The organism is Nonomuraea thailandensis, from assembly GCF_024172165.1.
In the GTDB taxonomy this organism is placed as follows: Bacteria; Actinomycetota; Actinomycetes; order Streptosporangiales; family Streptosporangiaceae; genus Nonomuraea; species Nonomuraea thailandensis.
On record NZ_JAMZEB010000002.1, the window covers coordinates 7086229 to 7112460 of the forward strand.

Here is a 26232-nt window from a genome sequence, read left to right on the forward strand (position 1 = left end):
TGCCGGAAGGACCTCAGGCGGGGCGTGGAGCGCGGGGCCGGGTGCGGGAGGCTTCGCCCCGGGCGTGCGCGGCGAACAACCGCGCCGCCTCCTCCGGGTCGCCCGCCGCCAGCGCCGCCACCAGGTCGTCATGGTGACCCGCCATGGCCGACCAGTCACCGGCGTAGAGCGGGTTGCCGACCACGTGCAGGCTCCACAGGTTCGACTCGATCGTCCGCCACAACCGCAGCAGGAAGGAGTTGCCGCAGGCCGCGCACACCCGGCGGTGGAAGGCGAGGTCCGCGTCGCGGAAGGCGCCGATGTCACCGTCGCGGGCCGCCTGCCGCATGGCCATCACGTCGGCCGAGAGCTGCCGCAACGTGTCGGGCTGGATGCGGGCGGCGGCGCCGCGTGCGGCATACTCCTCCAGCAACACCCTGATGTCGCGCACCTCGCGAGCCTGCTCGTCCGAGATCTCCGCGACGTAGCTCCCCCGGTTGGGATAGGAGATGACCAGCCCCTCGTGCGCCAACCGTTTGATCGCCTCCCGGGCCGGGGCCTGGCTGGTGCCCACCCGGCGCGCGATCTCCGCCTCGACCAGCCGCTGCCCGGCCACCAGCTCGCCCGAGACGATCCAGCCGCGCAGCAGCGCGTAGACGCGGTCCGACAGCAGCTCCCTGGGCAGCACCTGGGCCGCGTCCGGCGCGATCTGCTGCTCCTGCCAGATGCGGGCCACCGTCGACTGCGACAGCCCGAGCTGGGTGGCCATCGTGCGGGTGGACGGCACGGCGCCGCCTCCGGCCGCGGCGGCGATCACCCGCTCGGCCTCCTGCCGTTCGGCGCTGCGCGGGCGCCCCGGCCTGGGCGCGTCGGCCAGGCCGTCGAGTCCGCGCTCGACGAAGCGGGCGCGCCACTTCGCCACGGTCGCCGGGCTCACCGACAGCCGGCTCGCGATGTCCTTGCGGGGCAGCCCCTCCGCGCACGCCAGCACGATGCTGCTGCGCAGCGCCAGCCCGCCGCGGGGCTCGCGGCCGGCCCACTCGCGCAGGGTGGCGAGCTCCTCCGCCCCCAATACCAGCCGTTTGTCGTCCTCATGTCCTGCCACGCAGCAACTTTAACGTACTTATGACTCAGCTACTCGCAGGACACGTATTTGTAGCGTCACGTTTGCCCTTGACGGGCCCATGTGACCAACGTATTAAATAATCGCTAATCGAGTATCGACCCATTAAAAGGCGTCGCAGATCTCGCCCCCTTGGAGGTGCGATGCGTTCCCCCCGTTCATCCCTCGCCCTTTCAGCCCTCGGCTGCCTGTTCCTCGTCACCGGCTGCGGCGGGGGCGGCTTCGCCGGCGAATCCCAGGCACAGCAGAGCGAGGGCGGCCCGGTCACCGTCCGGATGCTGGTCAACATCAGCCCGAACCTCACCCAGACCTACTGGGACGGCCTGGTCAAGCCGTTCGAGCAGGCCAACCCCGGCATCGACGTCAAGATCGAGGCCCCGACCGGCAAGGGCGTGGCCGACACGCTGCCGCAGCAGCTCGCCGCCGGCAACGCGCCCGACGTGGTGGAGACGCTGATGGCCGACGAGACGCTGGCCAAGCAGATGCTCGACCTGACCGACCAGGCGTGGACCAAGGACACCCCGCTGGCCGAGCAGGCCAAGCTGGGCGGCAAGCTCTACCAGGTCGGCGTCGGCGTGCAGGCCCAGTCGCTGGTCTTCTACAACAAGGCCGCCTTCGACAAGGCGGGCATCGAGCAGCCGCCGCAGACGTTCGACGAGCTCGAGACCGCGATGGGCGAGCTCAAGAAGGCCGGGTACCTGCCGCTGCAGACCGGCGGCGACTTCCTGACCGGCCTGCAGCTCCTGCAGCTGTCCAACCCCAGCCGCGCCCAGACGCACCCCGCCTGGCAGCAGGACGTCAAGGCCGGCAAGACCAAGGCGGGCGAGTCGCTGCTGCCCTACCTGGAGCGCTACCAGGGCTGGATCGACAAGGGGTACGTCGACAAGAACGCCCTCGGCCTGAAGTACGCCGACGCCGAGACCCAGTTCCTGTCCGGCAAGTCGGCCATGTACGTCATGGGAAGCTGGTTCACCGCCACCGAGGCCAAGGCCGACAAGGACTTCGAGGTCGGCGTCTTCCCGGCCCCGGTGGACAAGGGCCAGGCCTACCCGGGCCCGCAGGGCGCCACGCTCGCGGCCCCGTACATGATCCTCAAGTCCACGCCGAACAAGGACGCGGCGCTCAAGCTGGTCCAGTGGCTGGTCACCGACCCGGGGGCGGTCAAGAGCCAGCTCGCCCAGGACGGCAACTTCCGCACCGGCGTGGAGCGCGAGTTCACCCCGCTGGAGAAGCAGGTGCAGGAGATCCTCGACCAGGCCCCCTCCGGGGTGCCGCAGGGCGAGGGCTACGGTGACGCCACCCTGCCCAAGGGCTTCAACTCCGCGTGGAACACCGAGGTCCAGGGCCTGTACGTGGGCAAGTCGCCCAAGGAGGTCGCCGAAGGCGTGGACCGCTGGCTGGCCGGACGCTCATGACGCTCACCCGCGAGCAGGCACCTCCGGTCGCCGTGAAGGCGCCCGTTCCGAAGCGCAGGAATCACGACGGGCTGGCCACCACCCTCATGGTGGCCCCCGCCACCATCCTCTACACCGTGCTCCTGATCGTCCCGGTCGGCCTGGCCCTCTACCTGAGCCTGACCGACTGGGACGGCTTCAGCGCCGACCCCGCCTTCGTCGGCGCCGCCAACTACCTCGACCTGCTGGACGACCCCGAGCTGCAGCGCGCCTCCCTCGTCACGCTGCTGGTCGCGGCGGCCGGCACCGCGGGGCTGAACCTGCTCGGCCTCGGCTTCGCCCTCCTGGTCAACGGCAACTCCAGGGCCAACACGTTCTTCCGGATCGTGCTGTTCTACCCGCACGTGCTCAGCGCCCTGGTGGTCGGCTTCCTCTGGTCGGCCATCCTCGGCACCGGCGGCGCGGTCAACAACCTGGTCACGACCTGGGGCGGCGAGGTCATCCCGTTCCTGTCGGACCCGGCGTGGGCCACGGTTTCCATGATCGCGGTGCTGGTGTGGGCCGGGTTCGGCGTCAACGTGGTGCTGTACCTGGCGGGCCTGCAGGCGGTGCCGCACTCGCTGATCGAGGCGGCCCGCATCGACGGCGCCACCCGCTGGCAGGTGTTCAGGAACGTGACGCTGCCCGCGCTCGGCCCCTCGGTGACCATCAACATCGTGCTGTCGCTGGTGACGCTGCTCAAGACGTACGACCTGGTGGTCTCGCTGACGGCGGGCGGCCCGGCCGGTCAGACGCAGACCGTCGCCTACCTCATCCTGTGGAACTCCTTCCACGACGCCCGCCTCGGCTTCGGCTCCGCCCAGTCGGTCCTGCTCATGCTGGTGACGGCGGCGCTGGCGTTCGTGGTGACCAAGCTGCGCAGACGCGGCGAGCTGGCGGTGCACCAATGACCAAGAAGACCTTCCTGTGGGCCACCGTCGCCTTCATGCTCATCCCCCTGTACGTGCTGACCGTCAACGCGTTCAAGGGCCAGCAGGACATCCTGTCCAACCCGTTCGGCCTGGGCGGGCTGACCCTCGAACCGCTCGGCAGGGCGCTGACGAACCCGAACTTCAACGTGTTCAAGGGCTACGCGATCACGCTGCTGTTCGTGGTGGCGGTCAACGTGCTGTCGGTGGGCCTGGCCGCCCCCGCGGCGTACGTGATCGCCCGCAGCCCCAAGCGCCGCTTCCGTGTCCTCATGCTGTTCTTCCTGGCCGGCACGTTCATCCCCGGCCAGGTGCTGGTCATCCCCGTCGTGTACGTGCTCAAGACCTTCGGCCTGATGGGCACCATCCAGGGCTTCGTGCTGTTCGAGACCACGCTCACGCTGCCGTTCTCGATCTTCCTGTACGCGGGCTACATCGCCACCGTCCCGGCCGTGCTCGACCAGGCGGCGGCGGTGGACGGGGCGGGCAGGCTGCGCACGTTCTGGCAGATCGTCTTCCCGCTGATGCGGCCCGCGGTCGCCACGATGGTCATCCTCAACACCTTCTCGGTGTGGAACGACTTCGTGAACCCGCAGATCATCCTGGGCCCCGGCAGCGGCCTCTACACGGTCACCACCGGCGTGTACGCGGCGGTCAGCCAGTACTCCACCGACTACACGGTGGTCTTCCCGACGCTGCTGCTGGCCATCGCGCCCCTGCTGATCTTCTTCGTCTTCATGCAACGGCACATCATCAGCGGCCTCACGGCAGGAGCAACGAAAGGTTGACCATGCGCGAGATCAAAGCGACGGTGCCGCTCGGCGAGCCGCCGGCGTGGGCGGTGCTCGAGCGCAGGCTGTTCGACGCCCTCGACGAGGCGTGGCGCGGCTTCGCCGCCCGCTACTGCGGGCCCGACGGCCGGCTGATCTACCACGGCCCGGCGGCCGACCGGGACGGGGCCGACGACTTCTACGAGGCGTTCTTCAACTGGCCGACGCTCTACCAGCTCGGCGGCGCCGACGACCTGCTCGACGCCGCCAAGCACCACTGGGAGGGCATCACCAGGCAGCTCACCGAGCTGGGCTACCTGGTGGAGGAGTACGAGCGCGGCTACGACTGGTTCCACCAGGGCGAGTCGATGCTGCTGTTCTACGGCATCTGCGCGGCCGACCCGCGCGACGAGCTCTTCCGCGAGCGGGCCCGCCGCTTCGCCGACCTGTACCTGCCCGGCTCGGCCAACTACGACGCCGAGCACGACATCATCCGCGCCCCGCACAACGGCGCCGTCGGCCCCCGCTACGGCCTGCAGTGGGAGTGGGCCTCCTACCACACCGACCTGACCAGCATGCGGCCGTTCGGCCTGCCGCTGCGCGACCTGCCCGGCATCGAACGCTGGGAGGACCTGGGCGACCCGAGCAACGCCGCCCGGATGGGCGCGGCGATGAGCGAGCGCATCGGCCGCGGCGACGTGGCCGTCAACCTGGCCGCGACCAGCCTGGCCGTCAACGCCTGGCTGTACGACGGCGACGACCGCTACCGCGACTGGGCGTTGCGCTACATCGGCGCCTGGCAGCGCAGGGCCGAGGCCAACGACGGCGTCATCCCCGACAACGTCGGCCCCTCGGGCGTGGTCGGCGAGTTGCACGGAGGCCGCTGGTACGGCGGCAACTACGGCTGGCAGTGGCCGCACGGCCTCTACAGCGTCGGCGCCGCCGCCGCGATCGCCGCGGTCAACGCGCACCTGCTGACCGGCGACGACGCCGCGCTCGCCATCGGGCGCGACCCCCTCGAAGCCGTGTACGGCCGCGCCGTCCAGGCCGCCGTCACCGAGACCGAGATGAGCATCAGCGACCGCTGGCTGGCGGAGCTGGGCGACGAGGCCGCCAAGCCCACCATGCTGGTGCCGAACCGGCACGACGACAGCGGCTGGTTCGACTTCCAGCCGCCGCAGCTCGGCCTGCCCGTGTGGCTCTGGCACCTCTCGCGGAGCCGGGGCGACGCGGACCGGCTCGACCGGCTGCGCAAGGCGTCCGGCTACGACTGGGCGACGGTGCGGCCGTTCCGCAACAAGGAGGAGGCCGGGCACGAGGCGCCGTGGCTGGAGTTCCTGCGCGGCGCCAACCCCGGCTTCCCCGAGCAGATGCTCGCCACCGCGCTCGGGCAGGTGCAGCGCCGCATGGCGCTCATCGACGCCGACGAGGCGGACCTGGCCACCATCCACGTGCACCACTGGCAGCGGCTCAACCCCGTGCTCACGGAGGCGCTGCTGCAACTCGTCACCGGCACCCCTCAGGTGCTCTACAACGGCGGCCTGCTGCCGACGCGGCTGGCCTACTTCGACGCCGACCGCGCCCGCCCCGGGCTGCCCCGCGACGTGGCCGCGCTGGTCGACTCCGTACGCCCCGACGGCGCCGGCGTCGAGCTGGTCAACCTGAGCCTCACCCACACGCGGCGCGTCGTGGTGCAGGCCGGCCAGTTCGGCGAGGACCGCATCGACCGCGCCACCGTCAGCCGCGGCGACGGCGACGACTATCCGGGCGACCCCCGCTCCTACACCTCACCCCCCATCCCGCAGAGCGAGCAGGAGGTGACGGTGAACGGCCCGCGCCTGCTCGTGGAGCTACCTCCCGGCCGCCGCATCCGCCTCGACCTGCACACGACCGCGCGCGTCCGCACGCCGTCGCACCAGCACTACTGAGTCGCAAGAGGAGTTTCATGGACGACGCCATCTGGGAGCTGCCCGTACGCGGGAAACTGCCCGCCGCACCCGATCCCGCCCTCGTGGCGGGGCTGTCCCGGATCAGCTCGGCCACCGCCTGCGCCAAGCTGCACGCGCAGGGCATCCGGCGGACCTTCGTCGAGGGGCCTCGGCCCATCGCGCCGGGGCAGAAGATCGCCGGCCGGGTCCGCACGCTGCAGTTCATGCCGCAGCGCGAGGACATCGCCTCCGGCCTCGGCCAGGAGTACGTCGAGCGGCACACGGCCCTGTGGCACGTGCTGGAGGACATCGAGCCCGGCGACGTGCTCGTCGTGCAGGCGTACGGCAGCGCGTACACCGGCTGCTTCGGCGACATGCTGGTGCGCTACTTCAAGGGCAAGGGCGGCGCCGGCATCGTCGTCGACGGCCGGATCAGGGACCTGCCCCGCGTGAGCGGCATCGGCCTGCCCATCTGGTCCACCGGCGCCACCCCGCACTACGCCTCGCAGGCGGAGCTGTTCCCCTGGGCCTACGACGTGCCGGTGGCCGTCGGCGGCGCGCTCGCGCTGCCCGGCGACCTGTGCGTGGCCGACGACGACGGCGCCGTGGTGGTGCCGCTGCGCCGGGCCGGCCAGGTGCTCGAGGCCGCCGCCGACCACGAGCAGTGGGAGCGCTACAGCCGCGCCCGCATCGAGGAGGGCGGGGCGCTTTCCGACTACTACCCACTCACCCCCGAGACCCGCGCCGAGTACGAGCGGTGGCGGGACGTAAAGGAGAGCCAGTGATACTCAGGTCCGTGGGCGCGATCGTCTTACTCGTGGGCGGCTTGACCACCCCCACGCCGGCGACGGCGGCCAGACCGAACTGCGACTACTACGTGTCCACCCAGGGCGGCGACCAGGGCGACGGCAGCGCCCGCAGCCCGTGGAAGAGCATCGAGCAGGCCCGCGACGCCCTCCGGGCGAAGAAGGGCAGGCAGAGCTGCGACATCGTCGTCAACGTCAAGGCCGGCGACTACGTCGTGGACAGGACCATCGAGTTCACCGAGGCCGACTCGGGCAGGGACGGCCACAGGATCACCTATCGCAGCGCGGACGGCCCGGGCAAGGCCCGCCTGCTGGGTGCCAAGCCGGTGACGGGATGGCAGCTCTACAAGGACAACATTTACAAGACCAAGGTCGATCGTACCTTCTACACGCTGTTCGAGGACGGCAAACGCGCCACGACCGCCCGCTACCCCAACCGGACCAGCGACGACCTGTGGTCGCCGTACCTGTTCTCGCGGCTCGGGGAGCCGGAGAAGGAGGCGGTGCGCCAGTGGCTGTACTTCAAGCCTGAGGACGTGCCCGCCGAGTGGGACGCCGACTTCGACAGGAACTCGCAGATCGTGGTCTGGTCGGGCGGCTCGTGGAGCTGGTTCACCGACACGGTGCCGCTGGGCGGGGCCGACTTCCGCAAGGGCTTCTTCACGCTCAACCACTGGGCGCGCTACGCGTTCATGAACAGCCGCAGCGGCTCGCGTTACTTCCTGCAGAACACGCTGCGCTTCCTCGACCAGCCCGGTGAGTACTACTTCGACTTCGCCAACAGCGAGGTCTACTACTGGCCCAAGGGCTCGATCGACAAGGTCATGGCCCCGACCGTCAAGACCATCCTGTCGCTCAAGGGCAGCACTCCCGAGGCGCGGGTGCAGAACCTGTCCTTCGACGGCCTGGCCCTGCAGTACAGCGACTTCGTCGACTGGTACCGGGCCGGCTGGATCAGCGAGGGCGACTCGGGCTACGAGCACAAGTACCCCGTCTACGACCGGCAGATCGAGATGCCGCGCAACCGGTTCGGCATGGTCACGCTGGAGAACACCCGCGACATCGACCTGACCAGGCTGCGCCTCTCCGACAGCGGCTTCATGGGCGTCTACCTGCTCTTCGCCAACGAGCGGGTCAAGGTGTCGGACAGCCTGCTGGAGAACATCGGCGCCGACGGCATCAAGGTCGAGGGCGGCTACCCCGGCGAGGGCGACATCTCCGGCCACCACACGATCACGAACAACTACATCTACCACGTCGGCGAGCTGGTGCCCGGCGACGCGGCCGGCATCGAGCTGCTGAGCACCGGCAACAACACCGTCAGCAACATCAACGTCAGGCACAGCGCGCGGTACGGCATCAGCCTGGAGGTCCGCCCGGAGATCAAGCCGGAGGACAACTACGCCCGCAACAACACCTTCTCCTACATCAAGCTGGAGGAGACCGGCCTGGACAGCGGTGACATGGGCGCCTTCTACACCTACGGCGTCAGCAACGTCGAGCCGCATCCCATGGACAACCACGTCAAGCAGATGGTGATCACGGACGTCATCAACGACCCGGCCGGCGCGATGCCGGACAGCGGCACCCGCGGCGTGCACATGGACGCCGGCGGCTGCGGCTTCACCTTCGACAACATCGAGGTGGGCAAGGTCAGCGACGACAAGTACCAGAGCTACCAGTGCAACCAGGTGACCAACGCCAACTGGGCGGACGGGTTCGACGCCTCCAAGATGGAGTACGACAAGATCGGCGTGACCAGCGCGTTCCCGTACCCGATCCCCGGGGCCGCGCAGTGAAGGCGGTGATCACGGTGGCGGTGACCCTCGGCGCGCTGCTCGTCGCCCCCACCGCCTCCGCCCAGGCGCCGTGCAAGCCGATCGACTTCCACGTCGCGCCCAACGGCGCCGACCGGGGCCCCGGCAACAGCGCCCAGCGCCCGTGGAAGACCATCGAGCACGCCCGCGACCAGATCAGGGCCATCAGGCACCAGAGCTGCGACATCGTGGTGAACGTGAAGGCCGGCGACTACGTCGTCGACAAGACCATCGAGTTCACCGAGGCCGACTCCGGCAAAAACGGCCACCGCGTCGTCTACCGCAGCGCGGACGGCCCCGGCAAGGCCCGCCTGCTGGGCGCGCGGCCGGTGACCGGGTGGGAGAAGTACAAGGGCGACATCTACAAGACGAAGGTCGACCGCGCCTTCTACACCCTGTTCGAGGACGGCAAGCGGGCCACCACCGCCCGCTACCCCAACCGCCGCTCGGACGACGTGTGGGCGCCGTACCTCACCTCGGTGCTGAAGGAGCCGGAGAAGGAGGCGGTCTACCAGTGGCTGTACTCCAAGCCCGGTGACTGGGACAAGAGCTGGAACCTCGACAACGCGCAGGTCATGGTCTGGTCGGGCGGCTCGTGGAGCTGGTTCACCGACACGGTGCCGATCCAGAACCCGTCGTGGGACGACAACCAGCTCACCCTCGAACACTGGACGCGCTACGCCCTGGTCAACAGCCGAGGCGGCTCGCGCTACTTCCTGCAGAACTCGCTGGACTTCCTCGACCAGGCCGGCGAGTACTACTTCGACTTCGACAAGAGCGAGGTCTACTACTGGCCGCGCGGCTCGATCGACAAGGTCATGGCGCCGACCGTGAAGACGATCCTCTCCCTCAAGGGCAGCTCCCCCTCCAAGCGGGTGCGCAACGTGTCCTTCGACGGGCTCGCCCTGCAGTACAGCGACTTCGTGAGCTGGTACCGCAACGGCTGGATCAGCGCGGGCGACGCCGGTGAGCCGCACAAGTACCCCGAGTACGACCGGCAGATCGAGATGCCGCGCAACCGCTTCGGCGCGGTGACGCTCACCAACACCAGCGGCATCGACCTGACCCGGCTGCACCTGTCGGACACCGGGTTCACAGGGTTCTACCTGCTGTTCGCCAACGACCACGTACGGATCTCCGACAGCCTCCTGGAGAACGTCGGAGCCGACGGGATCAAGGTCGAGGGCCCGTACCCGGGCGAGGGCGACATCGCCGGGCAGAACGTGTTCACCAACAACTACATCCATCACATCGGCGAGCTGGTGCCCGGGGACGCGTCCGGGGTCGAGCTCATGAACACCGGGAACAACGAGGTCAGCCACACCGTCGTCAAGCACAGCGCCCGGTACGGGGTGAGCCTGGAGGTCCGGCCCGAGGTGAAGGACGGCGACGGGTACGCGCACGGGAACGTGTTCAAGTACCTGCGGCTGGAGGAGACGGGGCTGGACAGCGGCGACATGGGCGCCTTCTACACCTACGGCGTCTCCAACCTCGACCCGCACGAGATCACCAACCACGTCTCCCAGGTCGTCATCGGGGACGTCATCCCCGACGCGTCCATGCCCGACAGCGGGACCCGCGGGGTGCACATGGACGCCGGCGGGTGCGGCTTCGCCTTCGACAACATCGAGGTGGGCAGGACGACCGACCAGTCCTACCAGAGTTATCAGTGCAACGAGGTGACGAACGCGAACTGGGTCGACGGGTTCGACGCCTCGAAGATGGAGTACGACAAGATCGGCGTGACGAGCGCGTTCCCGTACCCGATCCCGAGTTAGCCGGCCGGGGCGCCGGGCCTGCCCGGCGCCCCTTCCGGCCGGCGACCCCCACAGGACCGGCTTCCTGGAGCGCCCGTGAACGATCTGACGCAGCACGGCATTCCTACGACACCCGACGCCTCATCCCCCACGCTCCGTCACCACCCGCCCGCGGCCGGTGTGCTCGCGGTGACGCGGCGGGGTTTTCTCGCGCTCGGCGCCGCCACCACCGCCGCGCTGGCCTTCGACGGCCCCTCCCCCGCCGTCGCGGCCTCCGCACCGCCCTCGGCCGCCTGGTTCGCCCGCCCCCGGCGCGAGGTGCGCCCGATGGTGCGCTGGTGGTGGCCCGACGCCCACGTCGACCCCGCCCAGATCCGGCGGGAGGTGGACCAGCTCGCCGACGCCGGCTTCGGCGGCGCGGAGATCGCGGCCGTGCACCACAGCATCCGCGACAAGTCCGTGCTCGACCCGGCCGGCCACGGCTGGGGCACCCCCGCCTGGAACACCGCCGTCGAGGCCGCACTCGAACAGGCGGCCGAGCGCGGCATCACGATCGACCTCACGATCGGCCCCGCCTGGCCCGCCGCCGTCCCCACGATCACGCCCGGCAGCGCGGCGGCGGCCAAGGAGCTGGCCCACGGCTCCGTCACCGTCCCCGCCGGCACCACCTACTCCGGCCCGATCCCGCCACCCGCCATCGCCCCGGCCGCCCATCCCGCCATCTCTCCGACCGCCCGCGCCGCCATCGCCGCGGCCGCCCGCCCCACCGAGGCCCCGGCCACCGTCGCGGACCGTGAGCTGCTGCTCGTCCAGGCGGCCAGGATCGACCCCGCCCACTCGACCCGCGACGAGACCGGCCTCGACCCCGCCTCCCTCCGGACCATCAGCGTCACCGACGACCAGACGATCACCTGGACCGCCCCCGCCGACGGCGACTGGCTGCTCATCTCCTCCTGGCAGCGCGGGTCCGGCCAGCGCCCCGAGTCCGGCCCGCACACCGCCCCCGAGGCGTACGTCGTGGACCACTTCAGCCGCGCCGGCACCCAGGCGGTGATCGACTACTGGGAGTCGGAGCTGCTCACCCCCGCCGTCCGCAGGCTGCTCAGGCGCGCGGGCGGAGCGCTGTTCGAGGACTCCATCGAGATCGAGACCGACGCCCTGCCGTGGACGCCGGACCTGCCCGCCGAGTTCGAGCGGCGGCGCGGCTACCCGCTGGCGTCCATCCTGCCGGTGGTCATGCTCGCCAACGAGGACCCGGTCTTCGCCTTCGACCCCGTCCGCACCCGGCACGCCCGCAAGGACTTCTGGGACACGGTGTCCGAGCTGTTCAACGAGCACCACTTCACCGCGCTGCGCGACTGGGCGCACTCGATCGGCCTGCGGTTGCGGGCGCAGCCGTACGGGCTGCGGACGGACGCCATCGAGGCCGCGGCCATTCTCGACGTGCCGGAAGGCGAGTCGCTGGGGTTCAGGAACCTGGACGACTACCGCTGCCTGGCCGGCGGCCGGGACCTGGCCGGGCGGGAGGTGCTGTCCTGCGAGGCGGGGGCGTACCAGGGCGGGGCGTACACGACGACGTGGAAGAAGCTGCTGCGCACGATGGGCGGGGCGTACGCGGCGGGCCTCAACCAGACAGTGCTGCACGGCTTCTCGTACGCGCAGGCGCCCGGCGCCGCGTGGCCGGGGTTCGCGGCGTTCACGCCGTACAACGGGACGGTGGGGTACGCGGAGTCGTGGGGCCCCCGCCAGCCGACCTGGGACCACATCGACGACATCTCCACCTATCTCGCGCGCATTCACCTGATCATGCGACAGGGCGTGCCTCGTGCTGACGTGGCGGTGTTCCGGCAGACCGGATACACCAAGACCGGCATCGGGGCCTCCTGGTTCACCGCGAGCGGTGTCCCGGGCGGCTGGACTCACCAGTTCGTCAGCGGTCCGCTGCTCGGCCTGCCCGCCGCGCGGGTCACGGGCGGGCGGCTGGGCCGGCCCGCGTACAAGGCGCTGTTCGTCGAGGGTGACAAGTTCTACTCGGGCGAGTGCACGATGACGGTCGGCGTGGCGCGGCGCCTGCTCGAGTACGCGGACGCCGGCCTGCCCATCGTCCTGCTCGGCGACTGGCGCAACGCCTCGGTGCCGGGCATCCCGCACGACGGCGGCCGGCAGGACGCGGACGGCGCGAACGAGCGGCTCCGCGCGGTCCTGTCGGACCTGCTCGCGCGGCCCGCCACGCGGATGATCGCGACCGCCGCGGAGGTGCCCGCCGCCCTCGCCTCCCTCGGCGTCCACCCCGACATCCGGTACGCGGTCCCGTCCACCCTGCTCACCATGCGCCGCGTGGACGGCGACGTGGACTACTACTACCTGTGCAACGGCAAGCACCAGGAGAACGCCAAACCGCCCGTGACCACGATCGACCACGAGGTGACGCTGACCCGCGGCAACCGGGACAGCGTCCCGTACCTCCTCGACCCGTGGACGGGCCGCGCCTCCCGCATCGCCCGGTACGTGGCGGACGGCGACACCATCCGCCTGCGCGTCACCCTCCAGCCCGGCCAGGCCAGGATCGTGGCCCTCGGCCGGCCCGGCCTGTTCGGCGACCGCACGGGCCGGCGCGCGCACGCCACCAGCACGGACGCCGACCTGGTGAGGTACGCCGGCGGCCGGCTGGTCGTGCGGGCCGCCGGGGCGGGCGTCTACACCACCACCCTGTCCGACGGCCGCACGCTGGCCTCCGAGATCGGCCCCGTCCCCGCACCGGTCGAGCTCGGCGCCTGGCACCTCCGGGTCGAGGACCGGGGCCCCGAGCCGGCCGTGCACTCCCTGCGGCTCGACCGGCTCGTGCCCTGGTCGCAGATCCCCGGCCTGGCCGACGTGTCCGGCGTCGGGACGTACACGACCACCGTCGAGGCGGACGGTCCCGCCTACCTGGAGCTGGGCGAGGTGAGCGACACCTGCCGGGTGAGCGTCAACGGCCGGCGCCTGGACCCGGTGGACCAGATCCACCCCGTCCTCGACCTCGGCCCGCACCTCGGGCGCGGGCCCAACACCATCCAGGTGGAGGTGGCGACCCCGCTGGGCAACCGGCTCAGGGTGGCGGACCCGGCCGTGTACGGCGGGCTGGCGCGGCAGCCGTACGGGCTGGTCGGGCCGGTCAGGCTGGTTCCGTACCGGGAGGCGCCGATCCGGTGACCCCCTGGCCGGCGACGTACCGGTCGAAGAAGGCGAAGGTGCGTCGCCAGGCGTCGTCCGCCGCCGGCCGGACCAGGCCGTGCCGGAGCGGGAACAGCGCGAGCCCGGCGATCGGGTGGTGCCCGTCGGTCATGAAGGAGTGGCCGGCCTCCTGGTAGACGGTGACGTCGTGGTCGATGCCGAGTGCCCGCAGGTGCTCGCGCAGCCGGCTGCCGTGCGCGCGGAAGCCCTGGTCGCGACCGCCGTAGGAGGCCACGACCGGGCATACGGAGCTGAGCTCCTCCTGGCGGCGGGGCACCGCGCCGTAGTTCACCGACGCCGCCCGCACGCCGGGCGGTGCGCCGGCCGCGTAGGCCAGGGCGAAGCCTCCTCCCATGCAGAACCCGATCACGCCCAGTCTCCCGCCGTCGATCTCTTCCCGGCCGGCGAGCCATCGCCGGGTGACGTCGAGGTCGGCGGCGGGGCCGCCCGGCCTTCCCGTGGCGAGCTGGTGGAGGGCTCGGGCCAGGCACCTGACCCTGGAGCCGTGGCTGTAGAGATCGGGCAGGACCGCCGCGTACCCGTGTTCGGCGAACGATCGCACCACGTCCAGCATGTCCGGTTCGACGCCATAGATTTCGTGCACGACCACCACTCCGGGCCAGCCGGAGACCGGTGCGGCCCCCTCTGGCAGCGCCAGCGTCGCGGCCAGCGCAGCGCCGTCCGGCAACGGGATGCGCACCTCTCGCACCGGCATCACGCCTCCGCGGTCAAGGCGGCGCTGTCCTGCCAGAGTGCCTCGCCGGCCGCGGGATCGCATGCCGTCCTCGACGGTCGCGGCCAGGTCAGCCGGCCCCGCACCAGCGACGCGTACCGCTGGCCGGCAGGTGGGGTGATCACGATCGTGGGCATGGCCGGCGCCGGCCTCACGTCGTACGGCCATGGGCGGCACGCGGCTGCCTGGCGAGGCGGGCGGCGCCGACCTGGGCGTGGAAGACGCCCATGCCCAGCACGCCCACCGCCCCCGCGGCCAGCGCGGCGATCGGGTGGGCGCCGACGTCGGCCAGGATCGTCAGGATCGCGGCCAGCACGTACATGAACCAGCCGGCGACCAGGTTGATCAGCGGGCTGGGGCCGAAGAGCGTGGGGAACTCCTCCTTCGTGATGCCCTTGACGAAGTGCGGTGTGGCGTTGCCGGCGAGAACGCCCGCGACGAAGCTGAGCAGGATCGTCTGCGTCATGAGGACTCCTGTGATCAGGTGAGGCTTCGGACGGTGATGTCGACGAGCTGCCGCAGCCGGGTGCGCAGCACGTGCGCCTCGTCCTCCTGCTGGGAGATGCCGGTCAGGGCCGCCAGCAGCAACTCGGCGGCGTCGTCGGCCGACAGGACGGTGCCGAGCTGCGGCAGGTCGTCCCCGGCGGCGAGCAGGACGGACTTGATGACGGCGGCGTGCCGATCCTTGAACGAGCGCGTCAGGTCGGGGGCGAGCACGCTCACCTCCGCGAGCATCTCCCCCCGGAACCCCGCCTCGACGCTGCCCGTGACGAACTCCAGCTTCAGGTTCAGGGCACGGAACACCCGGTCGGCGACGTCGCCGCCCTCCTTGCCGATCTCCGCCGCCTGGCCGACGAGCCGGTCGATGGCCCCCTCCGCCACGGCACGGAAGATCTCCTCCTTGCCCGCGTAGTGCTTGTAGAGGGCGGGACGGGAGACCCCGGCGGCCTGCGCGATCAGCTCCATCGACGTACGGCGGAAGCCGTAGCGGCCGAACACCTGGAGCGCGGCATCAAGGATCTGCTGCTGCTTCTCTGTACTCTGTGACATCGTGACAATCTTAAGCAAGATTGTCACATCGTCAAGCTGTTGACGATCTCCAACTGGATGCACTAGATAGTGAGTTTGTGACGTATCCCCTCACCCTCACGCAGGCGATCGCCGTGGTCGTCTACATCGCCGTGAAGGTCGAGGAGGGCTTCACCGACTTCATCTCCACGAGAGAGCTCGCGGCGGCGCTCGGCATCGCGCCGCCGACCGCGACGAAGATCGTGCAGAGCCTGACGCGCGCCGGGCTCGTCGAGACCAGGGAGGGCGCCAGGGGCGGCATCAGGCTGGCCAGGCCGTCCGACAGGATCACGCTGCTCGACGTGCTGCGCGCGGGCGAGCAGGATCGGCCGCTGTTCAGGACGGACCTCGACCATTCGCTGCCCGGCGGGCGGCCTGAGGTGATCCGCCGGCGCGTCGCCGCGAACCTGCGGCAGGCGGAGGAGGCGATGAAGGCCAGCCTGGCCGGCACCACGATCGCCGACCTCCACCGCGCCACCTGATTTTTTTCGCCATAACTAGATATAACCGATATCGAGTTAAGGGAGTTGGGGTGCGCAGGTTCTTCCAGGCAGGGCTGGCGGTGGTCGTGCTGCTGGCCGGCTATCTCACGTTCTGGCCCACTCCGGTCGATCCGATGGCCTGGGATCCGCCCGCCGATCAGGGCCTGACCGGCGCGTACGCACCGAACGACCGGCTGGCGGGCGTGACCCGCTTGGCACAGGGCCACGTGCGCGCCCCCGACGCCGTGGCCTTCGACGGCGCGGGCAGGCTGTACACGAGCTCGGCCGACGGCAGGATCTCCCGCATGGCCGCCGACGGGACGGGGGCCGAGGTGTTCTCCGACACCGGCGGCCGGCCCACCGGGATGGCCTTCGCACCCGACGGCGCGCTGATCGCGGCCGACGAGCCGCGCGGCGCCCTCCTGCGGATCCCGCCCGGCGGCGGGCCGCCGGAAACCCTCGCCGACAGCGTGAACGGGCGGCGGCTTCGCCTGGTCAACGACGTGACGGTGGCGGCCGACGGGACCGTCTACCTCACCGAGTCCTCCTCCCGCTTCCACTACGACCGCTCCCGCTGGATCGTGCTGGAGCACGCGGGCGACGGCGCCGTGCACGCCTACGACCCGCGCACCCGGCGCACGGGCGTCGTGCGCGACGGGCTGCACCTGCCCAACGGCATCGTGCTGTCGGACGACGGCGGGCACCTGCTCGTGTCGGAGACCGGCGCGTACCGCGTCATCAGGCACTGGTTGTCGGGGCCGCGGGCGGGGGCCACGGAGACGCTCGCCGCCAACCTGCCCGGCTACCCGAACGACATCTCCCCGGCCGCCGGTGGCGGTCACTGGGTGGCGCTCATGTCGCTGCGCTCGCCGCTGCTCGACGGGCTCGGCGCCTGGCCGGGGGTGCGGAGAGCCATCACGCGGCTGCCGTACACGTGGCTGCCGGAGCCGGCGCCGATCGGCTTCGTGATCAGGCTCGACGCGCGGGGCTCGGTGACCGCGAACCTCCAGGACTCGGGCGAGGGTGCGTTCACGGCGGTGAGCGCGGTCACCGAACGGGACGGCACGCTCTACCTCGGCACGGAGACCGGCGACGCCGTGGGCCGCGTGACGTACTGACCCGAACTGCCGGAAACGGGCCCGCCGGAACCGGGCCCGCCGGCACCAGGCCCGCCGCGATCGGGCCCGCCGGGCAGGAGGCTCGGGAAGGGGCGGCCCGCCGGCACGCCTGGATCCGCCGGCCGCGAGGGCGGCGAAGGACCGGCAGCCCAGGATTCCGGACCGCCTGCGGGCCAGACGGCGATGCGCCGCGCGGCCCGGACCACAGTGATGGCCATGACTGACTCTGCTGCCCCCGCTCCCGGCGCGGCCGACGACCCGGCCGAGACCCGGCCCGCCGCACCCCGGCCCCCGTGGCTGCGCGCGCTGACCGCTGTGGGCCGCCGCTGGCCCAGCCTGCTGGCGCTCGCCTGGGCCGTCTACAGCCTCTCCGACGTCGGCGACGGCCTGGAGTACATGATCCTGTTCGTCCTGCCGGCCGCGGGCTACCTGTTCCTCGCGGTGGCCGACCGGCCCCGCATCACGTGGGCGGTGGTGCTCGCCCTGCTGGCGACGGTCGTGATCCTGCGCGCGCTGGACATCGACCCGTGGCCGCCGCTGGCGCTCGTCGTGATCGCCCTCGCCGCGCTCGGCCTCGTCAACGGCCGGCTGCGCGGGCCGCGCGTCCACGCCGTGCAGGCGCCGGGCGCGATCGCCTTCATGGCCGCCGGCCTGCTGGTGCTGTCGGTTCCTCCCGCGATCGGAGGCTATCTGGTGGCGGCGGGGCTGGTGGGTCACGCCGTCTGGGACGGCTTCCACTGGCGGGCCGGCAAGATCGTCGCCCGGACGTTCGCCGAGTGGTGCGGCATGGTGGACCTGGTGCTCGGCCTGGGCCTGCTGGTCGTGCTCATCACCCGCTGACGACGCGAATCCCTGCGGCCGCCGCCCCTCCGTACCGATGTCGAAAGCTCCCGCCCACTCCGACCAACTCCCGAAATGTCGAGAGAACAGGGAGTTTTCGAGTATGCGAAGCAATCGAGCGTGGTGGGGGCTGGTCGTTCTCCTGCTGCCGACCCCGCTCGTCGCGATGGACATGACGGCGTTGTTCCTGGCGCTCCCGCAGCTGAGCGCCGAGCTGGGCGCCACCGGCGTCGAACAGTTGTGGATCAGTGACGGCCACGGCTTCATGGTGGCCGGTCTGGTCATCACGATGGGCACGCTCGGCGACCGGATCGGCCGCCGGCGGCTGCTGATGATGATCGGGGCGGCGGCGTTCGCGGCGCTGTCGGCCGTGGCCGCCTTCTCGGCGAGCCCGCTGATGCTGATCGTCGCGCGGGCCCTGCTGGGCGTCGCCGGCGCGACCCTGATGCCGTCCACCCTGGCCCTGATCACCAACATGTTCCCGGACGGCCGTCAGCGCGGGCGGGCCATCGCCATCTGTGCGACCTGCCAGTTCACCGGCGGCGCGCTCGGGCCCGTGCTCGCCGGATTCCTGCTGCAGCACTTCTGGTGGGGATCGGTGTTCCTGGTGGCCGTGCCGGCGATGGCGGCGCTGCTGCTCGCCGGGGCGGCCCTGCCTCCCGAGTACCGCGGCGACCAGGCCGGACGGCTGGACCCGGCCAGCGTCGGGCTGTCCCTCGCCGCCGTGCTCCTGATGGTCTACGGCATCAAGCAGCTGACGGTCGGGAGCGTCGCGGTCGTGCCGGCGATGGCGGTCGCCGCCGGGGCGGTCATCGGGTTCGTGTTCGTACGCCGGCAACTGCGCCTGGAGTCACCGCTGCTGGACCTGCGCCTGTTCCGCAACCGCCCGTTCACGGCCGTGATCGTCGCGCTGGTCTTCGCGGGCGTCGTGATGGCCGGTACGGGCCTGCTGGTGACGCAGTACCTGCAGAGCGTGCTGGGCTTCTCGCCCGTGGCGTCGGCGCTGCTGTTCGCCCCCATGGGCCTGGGCACGGCGGCCGGCACCATGGCGGCACCCGCGCTGGCCCGGCACATGAGGCAGCCGGCCGCGATCGCCGGCGGGCTGGTGGTGTCGGCGCTGGGCAGCCTGCTGCTGGTCGGCGTCGCCGTCGAGGCGAGCGCCCTGCCGCAGGTGATGATCGGCATCACCGTGCTGGCACTGGGCACCGGCCCGCTCTTCGCGCTCGGCACCGGCCTGGTCGTCGGATCGGTCCCGCCGCAGCGCGCCGGGTCGGCGGCGTCGCTGTCGGAGACGGGCAACTACTTCGGCGGCTCGCTCGGCTTCGCGCTGCTCGGGCTGACGGCCACGGTGGTCTACCGCATCCGGATGGACGGCGCGTCCGACTCGCTGGCCGGCGCGATCGCCACAAGCGGGCACCTGCCGTCGGCCGAGGCCGCGGAGCTGCTGCACACCGCGCGGGAGGCGTTCACCGTGGGCGTGCATGTCAACGGGGGTGTCGCGGCGGTCATCTTCGCCGGGCTGGCCGTACTGATCTGGACCACCCGCCCGACCGGCCCCGAGCCTTCGAGCGCGTCCGCGGAATCAGCCACGGCAACGGCCGATGGGCCGAAGTAGCGAGCTTGCCCCCACCACGAAATGTCATCACCGATGGTGAGCACACCGATACGCTATGCGCCATGCCGTCCCCTCCGCATGACGCTCTCGTCCAACTGTTCTCCGACCGCCCCGAACTGGTGACGGAGATTCTGCGCGACCTCCTGCACGTCGAGCTGCCTGCCACCTCGATCATCCAAGAGGAGGAGCGCACCTTCAACACACGCATCTCCGACGACATCGAGCCTGACCTGGTCTTCACCCTGGGGCCGCGACAGAGCCCGCTGCACGCGATCATCGTGGAAGTTCAGCAGGACAACAAGAAGGAGGCCCGGCAGCTTGCCCGCTACGCCGCCGCCGCTTGGCTGCTGTTGAAGTGCGACGTCACAGTTCTGGTCGTCTGTCCGAACCAATCAGACGCCGACCATTACGCGAAACCAGTTGAATCAGGACTCAACGGCTACCGCTTCCAGCCTCGGGTGGTGGGGCCGCGGGACATTCCAGCCATCATCGACCCCCAGGAAGCTGCGGCGGACCTGCCACTCGCTGTCATGTCCGTCATGACTCAAGGCCGGGACCGCAAGGTCGTCGAGGCGTTCGCCGCCGCGCTGAACAGAGCTTCCGATGAACACGCTACGAAGTACTATGAATACGCGTACAGCATGTCCGGGCACGAGATCCGGCAGCTCTTGGAGGAGATCATGGCGTCCACTGCCTGGCCGGTTTACAGCCCCTTCGCCCGCGAGCACTTCGGCCGTGGCCGGGAAGAAGGCAAGGCGGAAGAGGCTGCCAAGTCGGTGCTGCTGGTCTTGGGCGCTCGTGGTTTCGATATCTCGGACGACATCCGCACCATGATCACCACCTGTACCGACCTCGCTCAACTCCACACATGGCTCATCCGCGCGGCGACCGCCGACACGCTCCAGGACCTGTTCAGCCGCACGTGAGGGTCGGTCAATCAAGCCCGGTGGCGCGCTGGAGGAACAGCTCGCGCTCACGAACGTTGCGAGTCAGCCCGGCCGCGCGGCGGAACTCGGCCGCCGCTTCCTCGTCACGGCCGAGCCTGGCCAGCAGGTCGCCGCGAACGGCAGGCAGGTGCGCGTAGTCGCGTAGCGCGCGCTCGTCCAGGAGGGCGTCGGCGATCTCCAGCCCGCGCTCCGGCCCCTCGGCCATGCCGACCGCCACCGCCCGGTTCAGCTCGACGACGGGTGAGGGTGTGAGGTGGACCAGCAGCCGGTAGAGGGCGGCGATCCGGGGCCAGTCGGTGGCCTGCGGGGTGAGGGCGCGGGCGTGGCAGGCGGCGATGGCGGCCTGGAGGCCGTACGGGCCGAGTGTGCCCAGATGCTCGGCGCGGCGCAGCCCGTCCAGGCCGCGGCGGACGAGCAGGCGGTCCCAGCGGCTGCGGTCCTGGTCGGGCAGCAGGATCGGGGAGCCGTCGGGGGCGGTCCTGGCCGGAATTCGGGACGCCTGGATCTCCATGAGGGCCAGCAGGCCGTGCACCTCGGGCTCGGCCGGCATGAGCCCGGCCAGCACCCGGCCGAGCCGCATCGCCTCCTGGCAGAGCGTCGGGCGGATCCAGTCCTCGCCCGCGCTGGCCGCGTACCCCTCGTTGAAGATCAGGTAGATGACCTCCAGGACGGAGGCCAGCCGGGCGGGCAGTTCGGCGGGCGACGGCAGCTCGATGGGGATCCTCTTGTCGGCGAGCGTGCGCTTGGCGCGGGAGATGCGCTGGCCGACGGTGGGCTCGGGGGCGAGGAACGCCCGGGCGATCTCGGCGGTGGACAGGCCGCCGAGCAGCCGGAGGGTGAGGGCGAGGCGCCCCTCGACCGGGAGCTCCGGGTGGCAGGCGGTGAAGACGAGACGTAGCAGGTCGTCGCCGATGTGGTCGTCGAGGGCGTCGTCGAGGTCGGCTTCTGCCCATTCCTGGCGGAGCTCCATGTCGCGGCCGATCTGTTGCAGCTTGCGCTGGTAGGTGTCGCGGCGGCGGAACTGGTCGATGGCGCGGTGCCTGGCGGTCAGCGTCAGCCAGGCGCCGGGATTGTCCGGTACGCCGTTACGCGGCCATTCTTCGAGCGCCGCCACCAGGGCGTCCTGGGCCAGCTCCTCCGCCAGCCCGATGTCGTTGACCATGCGGGCCAGCGCCGCGATGACCCGGGCGGACTCGATGCGCCAGACCGCCTCGACCGCCCGGTGGGAATCGGCTACCGTCATGCGTCCTGATTATCGCGATCAGGCGGGCGGGGCGAAGTCCGCGGGGCCGAAGAGCCGGAGCACGTCGGCCTCGCCCTCCCAGCCGGGCCACAGGTCGCGGTGCAGCCTGACGAAGCGGGAGGCCCATTCCACGGCCTCCTCCTTGGTCCTGACCTCGTACAGGGCGTAGCTGATCATCTCCTTGGCCTCGGCGAACGGGCCGTCGCTGACGATCAGCCGGCCGCCGCCGACCTCGACGCGCGCCCCCTCCGAGCTGGGCGCCAGGCCGCTGGTGTCGAGCAGGGCGCCGGACTCGGTGGCCTCCTGGCCGAGCTTCATGATGGCCTCCATGAGGTCGGCCGGGGGCGGGCCGTCGGGCTGGGCGGTGACTTTGAGGGTGACGAGGTAACGCATGGTTGCGATGCCTTTCGGTGAGGGAGGGATTTCAGGCGGAGCGGGACAGGTCCAGCGACACTAGCGACATCCAGCTCCAGAGGGCCAGGATGCCGACGACGAACGCCAGGTTGAACCAGGTGATCCCACCACCACTCGCGATGCCGGCGAACGAGCCGAGGAACAGGGTGCCGGTGACGCGGGAGTACCAGGCCCAGCCCTTGCGGCCGTCGCGGGCGTAGCGGGAGGCGAGGACGTAGCAGGCCGCGACCGCGCACAGGAAGCCCACGCCGCCGACGGCCATGTGCAGGGTGCCGGAGAGGGTGATGGCGCCGGGGCCCTCCGGGGTTCCGGCGGGGAAGCCCATGGCGGGGTCGGCGGGGAAGAGGGCGGCGCCGATCATGCTGGCGCCGAACGCGCCGACCAGGACGGGGGCCCACCGCGCGCCGCGTCCCGGCGCCAGGGCGTGCCGCATGCCGGCCGCGGCGGCGATGGTGGCCAGGGCGGTGAGGACGAAGTTGAGGGTCTGGATCCAGCCGAGGTCGCCGTTGGCCAGGAAGCTCCAGGGGTGTCGCGCCAGGTCGAAGTCCTCCCTCGTGAGCGCCTGGGCCAGGGCGACGGTCACGTACAGGGGGCCGGCCAGGATGCCGCAGCCGAGCAGCAGGCGGGGGCGGGAGATCGGGCGGGAGGAGGTCTGGGCGAGCTGAGCCATGGTCGTCCACCTTGCGTCGCGGGGCCGGCTCATCCGGCCCTCTGACCAGGCAGCGAACGAGCGAGGCCGATTTCGACACGGCCCGCGGATTTCTTTTCACCTTTTTTCGTGGCCGCGGCCGACAGCCAAGGGCTACGGGCCATGGTCGATCAGGGGCCCAGCTCCTGCAGAAGAGGTTTCCCGACGATCCATCCCTCATGGTCATCGGGACGGCCGGCATGTGGACGGCCATCGTCGAGCTGAGCCGGCACAAGGGCGCCGAGCCTGACGCTCTACGGCTGCTCTAGGCCGCGGGGTTCACCGCCGATCTGCTGGCGGCGAAGAGCAGCGAGCTCATGCTGGTCACGCCGGAGCGGCTCTACTCCTGAGTGTTCCGACGCGGTCGCCGGCCCTTGGGCCGAGTTTCGGCCAGTCGCCGCGCTTCCGTCATCTCGCCGTCCGCGCGATCGATCATCCGGCGTAGAAGCCGCCGGCGGCCAGGGGCAGGCGATAGCCGTCATGCGCGAGGACATGGCTCACAACTCTTGACCGGACCTGTTAACCGGTCTACATATATATTCACCCTCCATTATCCATTCGCGCACAGAGAGGCCGAATGTGAAGGTATCGATCCCCGTTCTCGTCACAGCGCTCGTCTTGGTCACCACCCCCGCCGCCGCGGAGACCGCCCCGGTCATCTCGGCGCCGGGACGCGGCGGGACCTGCGTGGACGCTCCCCTGACGATCACCTTCCCCGAGCCCGTCACCCTGGGATCCTCGGGAGCGATCGAGATCCGGCGCGCGGACGGCACGCTCGCCGACCGCATCGAGGCGGCCACCGCCAAGACGGACAAGAAGAACATCGGCCAGGCGATCTCGGACACGGGGCTGCCGCACGACTTCTCGTACGAATCGATCATGATGGAGGGAAACACCGCCACCGTTTATCCCCACCGTCAGCTCGAGTACGGCCGGCGGTACACCGTCACCGTCGACGCCGGCGTCTTCCCCGGGCACGGCGCGGCGAGCCGGCAGTTCACGACCAGGAAGCACAAGCCGCGCAACCTGCGCCACCTGACCGTCTCCGCCGAAGGGTCCGGTGACTTCTGCACCGTGCAGGGCGCCATCGACGCCGTGCCCACCGGCAACACGCGGCCGGTCACCATCGATGTCAAGCGCGGTGTCTACACCGAGATGGTGTACGTCCGCGAGGACCGGCCGCATCTGACGGTGAAGGGCGCGGGCCAGGGCCGTACCGTGATCCGGTATCCCAACAACGACCTGCGCAACGGCGACAAGGCGCTGGCGAACGGCGGCCCGGCCGACGTGTGCCCGCGCCGCGTGCTGGAGACCTCCGACCTGCACAACTGCTGGCGGCAGACGTTCGGCGTGGACGCGGCCGACTTCCGGCTCGCCGACCTCACCGTGCACAACACCACGCCGGACGGGGGCTCTCAGGCCGAGGCGTTCCGCGGCAACAACGACCGCATCGCGCTGGAGCGCGTGAATCTCTTCAGCAACCAGGACACGCTGCGGCTGCAGGGCAAGGGCTTCGTCACCGACAGCCACATCCGCGGCGACACCGACTTCGTGTGGGGCACGGGCACGGTGTTCATCCAGGACTCGGTGCTGGAGTCCACCGACCGCGGCTACATCTCGCAGAGCCGCAGTGACGCGACGCGGCCGGGCTACGTCTTCGTGCGCACCAGGTTGACGCGGGCGCCCGGGGTGCCGGACGCGTCCGTGGTGCTGGGGCGCACCGCGGTGTGGCGGTTCACCCACAGCCAGGCGGTGTTCATCGACACGAAGATGGACGCCCACGTGGCGCCGGTGGGCTGGCAGATCGATCCGAACGACTGCGCGCAGGCAGGGTCCGCCTCGTTCTGGGAGTACGGCAGCACCGATCTGGACGGCCGCCCGATCGACACCTCGCAGCGGCTGGCCTGCTCCCGCCAGCTCACGCCCGAGGAGGCGAAGCAGTGGAGCGACCCCTCGTTCGTGCTGGGCGGCTGGAATCCTCTGGATGGAGTGACGACGCGATGACGGAGAACGAGACGAGCAGGCGCAGGGTGCTCGGGGGCGTGCTGGGCGGCCTCGGCGTCGCGCTGGCCGCCGGCGTGCCGGCGGGCGCCGCGGCGGCGGCGGTTTCCGGCGGGAACGGCGCGGCAGAAACCGCCGCCGGCGGGAGCGACGTCACGCGGCACGGCGGCAGGCGTCCGCCGCGCCCGGTCGCGCCGGTGAACCAGGAGGCGGCGGCCAGGTTCGGTCCCGAGTACAGGACGCTGCCCCAGGCCGTGGCGGGCGTGGACATCGAGCCGCTGATCGGCATCACGAGCGGCGCGGACATCGCGGCCCGCCGGCAGAAGATGGTGGACTTCATCTGGAAGGGCGAAGGACTGCCGAGGACGGTCCCGACCGTCGAGACGGGGGTGAGCGCCCCCGAGTTCGCCTCGCTCACCGGCGTACGCAGGATCGACCGGCTCACGGTCCCCCTGAAGTACAGGATCACCGCCAAGGTGTACGACATCCTGCCCCGCAAGGCGTGGAACCGCCGCCTGGCCCTCTACCACAACGGCCACGGCGAGCCGCTCGACACCATGCTCCGCACCGTCCAGGCCCTGCTCGACCGGGGTTACCGCGTGATGGCGTACGCGATGCCGTTCCACCACTGGAACGGTGGCCAGCAGATCGAGGACCCGGAGAGCCCGGGCACGATGCTGCCCAGCCCCTCGCACCGCGAGCTCGTGCCGTGGGAGAGCGACGCCTTCTCCACGCTGACGTTCTTCCTGGAGCCGCTGGTCGTCACGCTGAACCACGCCCAGGCCGCCTACCGCCCGGCGTCGGTCGAGATGCTGGGCCTGTCCGGCGGCGGCTGGACGACCACGGTGTACGCGGCGCTGGACCCCAGGATCAACCACAGCTACCCCACGGCCGGCTCGCTGCCGTTCTTCCTGCGGGCCGCCTCCCCCAAGCCCAGCCCCACCACGGGCGACTGGGAGCAGACCAGGGCGTCGTTCCCCGGCTTCTACTCCTCCATCACGGCGGGCACGGCCGACGACTACCTCGAGATGTACGTGATGGCCTCCATCGGCGAGAACAGGGGGCAGCTCCAGATACTCAACCGCTTCGACGACTGCTGCTTCAACGGCGTGAGCCACCGCGTCTACCAGGCCGCGGTGCGCGACCGGGTGGCGCTGCTCGCCGGCGGGCGGCCCGAGCGCGGGCGGTGGGACCTGCTGGAGGACGCCACGCACGACGACCACACCATCTCGCCGCACGCGCTTTCCGTGATCCTCTGGGATCTTGACACAACAAATGTCACAACATAATATCGGAATATAGATACATTGCTGAATAGATATTCAGGC

Annotated in this window: 22 protein-coding genes; 15 read left to right on the top strand and 7 right to left on the bottom strand. The window is 70.8% G+C overall.

Going from position 1 to position 26232, the window contains the following annotated elements:
- Positions 1-13 precede the first annotated feature (13 nt).
- Entirely contained in the window at positions 14-1084 is a 1071-nt protein-coding gene (locus tag HD597_RS36380) for an FCD domain-containing protein (RefSeq protein WP_253748148.1), read from the bottom strand.
- Between the two features lie 161 nt (positions 1085-1245).
- Between HD597_RS36380 and HD597_RS36385 the strand changes: the two genes are divergently transcribed.
- The 8 genes from HD597_RS36385 (at position 1246) to HD597_RS36420 (ending at position 13734) form a co-directional block, all read left to right on the top strand.
- Entirely contained in the window at positions 1246-2517 is a 1272-nt protein-coding gene (locus HD597_RS36385; protein WP_253748150.1) for an ABC transporter substrate-binding protein, read from the top strand.
- On the top strand, positions 2514-3446 hold the full coding sequence (locus HD597_RS36390; RefSeq protein ID WP_253748152.1) for a carbohydrate ABC transporter permease: 933 nt from the start codon (positions 2514-2516) through the stop codon (positions 3444-3446). Before HD597_RS36385 ends, HD597_RS36390 begins: the two co-directional genes overlap by 4 nt.
- Positions 3443-4252: a carbohydrate ABC transporter permease gene (locus HD597_RS36395; protein ID WP_148437655.1), complete on the top strand. Its 810-nt coding sequence runs from the start codon at positions 3443-3445 to the stop codon at positions 4250-4252. Before HD597_RS36390 ends, HD597_RS36395 begins: the two co-directional genes overlap by 4 nt.
- 2 nt (positions 4253-4254) lie before the next feature.
- A complete protein-coding gene (locus HD597_RS36400) occupies positions 4255-6162 on the top strand; it encodes a DUF8034 domain-containing protein (RefSeq protein ID WP_253748154.1) in 1908 nt (635 codons plus the stop codon).
- A gap of 17 nt (positions 6163-6179) precedes the next feature.
- A complete protein-coding gene (locus HD597_RS36405) occupies positions 6180-6947 on the top strand; it encodes an RraA family protein (RefSeq protein WP_253748156.1) in 768 nt (255 codons plus the stop codon).
- Positions 6948-6958: 11 nt separating this feature from the next.
- Positions 6959-8767 (top strand): right-handed parallel beta-helix repeat-containing protein, encoded by a 1809-nt coding sequence (locus HD597_RS66130; RefSeq protein ID WP_253748158.1) that lies wholly within the window; start codon positions 6959-6961, stop codon positions 8765-8767.
- A gap of 5 nt (positions 8768-8772) precedes the next feature.
- On the top strand, positions 8773-10563 hold the full coding sequence (locus HD597_RS66135; RefSeq protein WP_253748160.1) for a right-handed parallel beta-helix repeat-containing protein: 1791 nt from the start codon (positions 8773-8775) through the stop codon (positions 10561-10563).
- A gap of 75 nt (positions 10564-10638) precedes the next feature.
- Positions 10639-13734 (top strand): glycosyl hydrolase, encoded by a 3096-nt coding sequence (locus HD597_RS36420; protein WP_253748162.1) that lies wholly within the window; start codon positions 10639-10641, stop codon positions 13732-13734.
- Here the strand turns inward: HD597_RS36420 and HD597_RS36425 are convergent.
- From HD597_RS36425 to HD597_RS36435, 3 genes are all read right to left on the bottom strand, one after another.
- Complete coding sequence (locus HD597_RS36425; RefSeq protein WP_253748164.1) at positions 13697-14470, bottom strand: dienelactone hydrolase family protein; 774 nt, start codon at positions 14468-14470, stop codon at positions 13697-13699. The genes HD597_RS36420 and HD597_RS36425 overlap by 38 nt on opposite strands.
- A 169-nt stretch (positions 14471-14639) precedes the next feature.
- Positions 14640-14954 (bottom strand): hypothetical protein, encoded by a 315-nt coding sequence (locus HD597_RS36430; protein ID WP_253748166.1) that lies wholly within the window; start codon positions 14952-14954, stop codon positions 14640-14642.
- 14 nt (positions 14955-14968) lie between these two features.
- Positions 14969-15538, bottom strand: a complete 570-nt coding sequence (locus tag HD597_RS36435; protein ID WP_253748168.1) for a TetR/AcrR family transcriptional regulator — start codon at positions 15536-15538, stop codon at positions 14969-14971.
- Positions 15539-15615: 77 nt separating this feature from the next.
- Here HD597_RS36435 and HD597_RS36440 point away from each other — a divergent pair, with 77 nt between their 5' ends.
- From HD597_RS36440 to HD597_RS36460, 5 genes are all read left to right on the top strand, one after another.
- On the top strand, positions 15616-16038 hold the full coding sequence (locus tag HD597_RS36440) for an RrF2 family transcriptional regulator (protein ID WP_253748170.1): 423 nt from the start codon (positions 15616-15618) through the stop codon (positions 16036-16038).
- 50 nt (positions 16039-16088) lie between these two features.
- Entirely contained in the window at positions 16089-17156 is a 1068-nt protein-coding gene (locus HD597_RS36445; protein ID WP_253748172.1) for an SMP-30/gluconolactonase/LRE family protein, read from the top strand.
- A gap of 216 nt (positions 17157-17372) precedes the next feature.
- Entirely contained in the window at positions 17373-17996 is a 624-nt protein-coding gene (locus tag HD597_RS36450) for a hypothetical protein (RefSeq protein ID WP_253748174.1), read from the top strand.
- Positions 17997-18099: 103 nt separating this feature from the next.
- Positions 18100-19611: an MFS transporter gene (locus HD597_RS36455; RefSeq protein WP_253748176.1), complete on the top strand. Its 1512-nt coding sequence runs from the start codon at positions 18100-18102 to the stop codon at positions 19609-19611.
- A gap of 62 nt (positions 19612-19673) precedes the next feature.
- Positions 19674-20537: an RpnC/YadD family protein gene (locus tag HD597_RS36460; protein WP_253748178.1), complete on the top strand. Its 864-nt coding sequence runs from the start codon at positions 19674-19676 to the stop codon at positions 20535-20537.
- 7 nt (positions 20538-20544) lie between these two features.
- Here HD597_RS36460 and HD597_RS36465 read toward each other — a convergent pair whose 3' ends face one another.
- Genes HD597_RS36465 through HD597_RS36475 form a run of 3 tightly spaced genes read right to left on the bottom strand, consistent with a single transcriptional unit; the run spans position 20545 to position 22885 of the window.
- Positions 20545-21801, bottom strand: coding sequence for an RNA polymerase sigma factor (locus tag HD597_RS36465; RefSeq protein WP_253748181.1), 1257 nt, complete (start codon positions 21799-21801; stop codon positions 20545-20547).
- Positions 21802-21819: 18 nt separating this feature from the next.
- Positions 21820-22194, bottom strand: a complete 375-nt coding sequence (locus HD597_RS36470; protein WP_253748183.1) for a YciI family protein — start codon at positions 22192-22194, stop codon at positions 21820-21822.
- Between the two features lie 31 nt (positions 22195-22225).
- Positions 22226-22885: a DUF998 domain-containing protein gene (locus tag HD597_RS36475; protein WP_253748185.1), complete on the bottom strand. Its 660-nt coding sequence runs from the start codon at positions 22883-22885 to the stop codon at positions 22226-22228.
- A gap of 597 nt (positions 22886-23482) precedes the next feature.
- Between HD597_RS36475 and HD597_RS36480 the strand changes: the two genes are divergently transcribed.
- Together HD597_RS36480 and HD597_RS36485 are read left to right on the top strand one after the other, a co-directional pair.
- Entirely contained in the window at positions 23483-24907 is a 1425-nt protein-coding gene (locus HD597_RS36480) for a pectinesterase family protein (RefSeq protein WP_253748187.1), read from the top strand.
- Complete coding sequence (locus tag HD597_RS36485) at positions 24904-26193, top strand: hypothetical protein (protein WP_253748189.1); 1290 nt, start codon at positions 24904-24906, stop codon at positions 26191-26193. The genes HD597_RS36480 and HD597_RS36485 overlap by 4 nt, the downstream gene beginning before the upstream one ends.
- Positions 26194-26232: the final 39 nt, after the last annotated feature.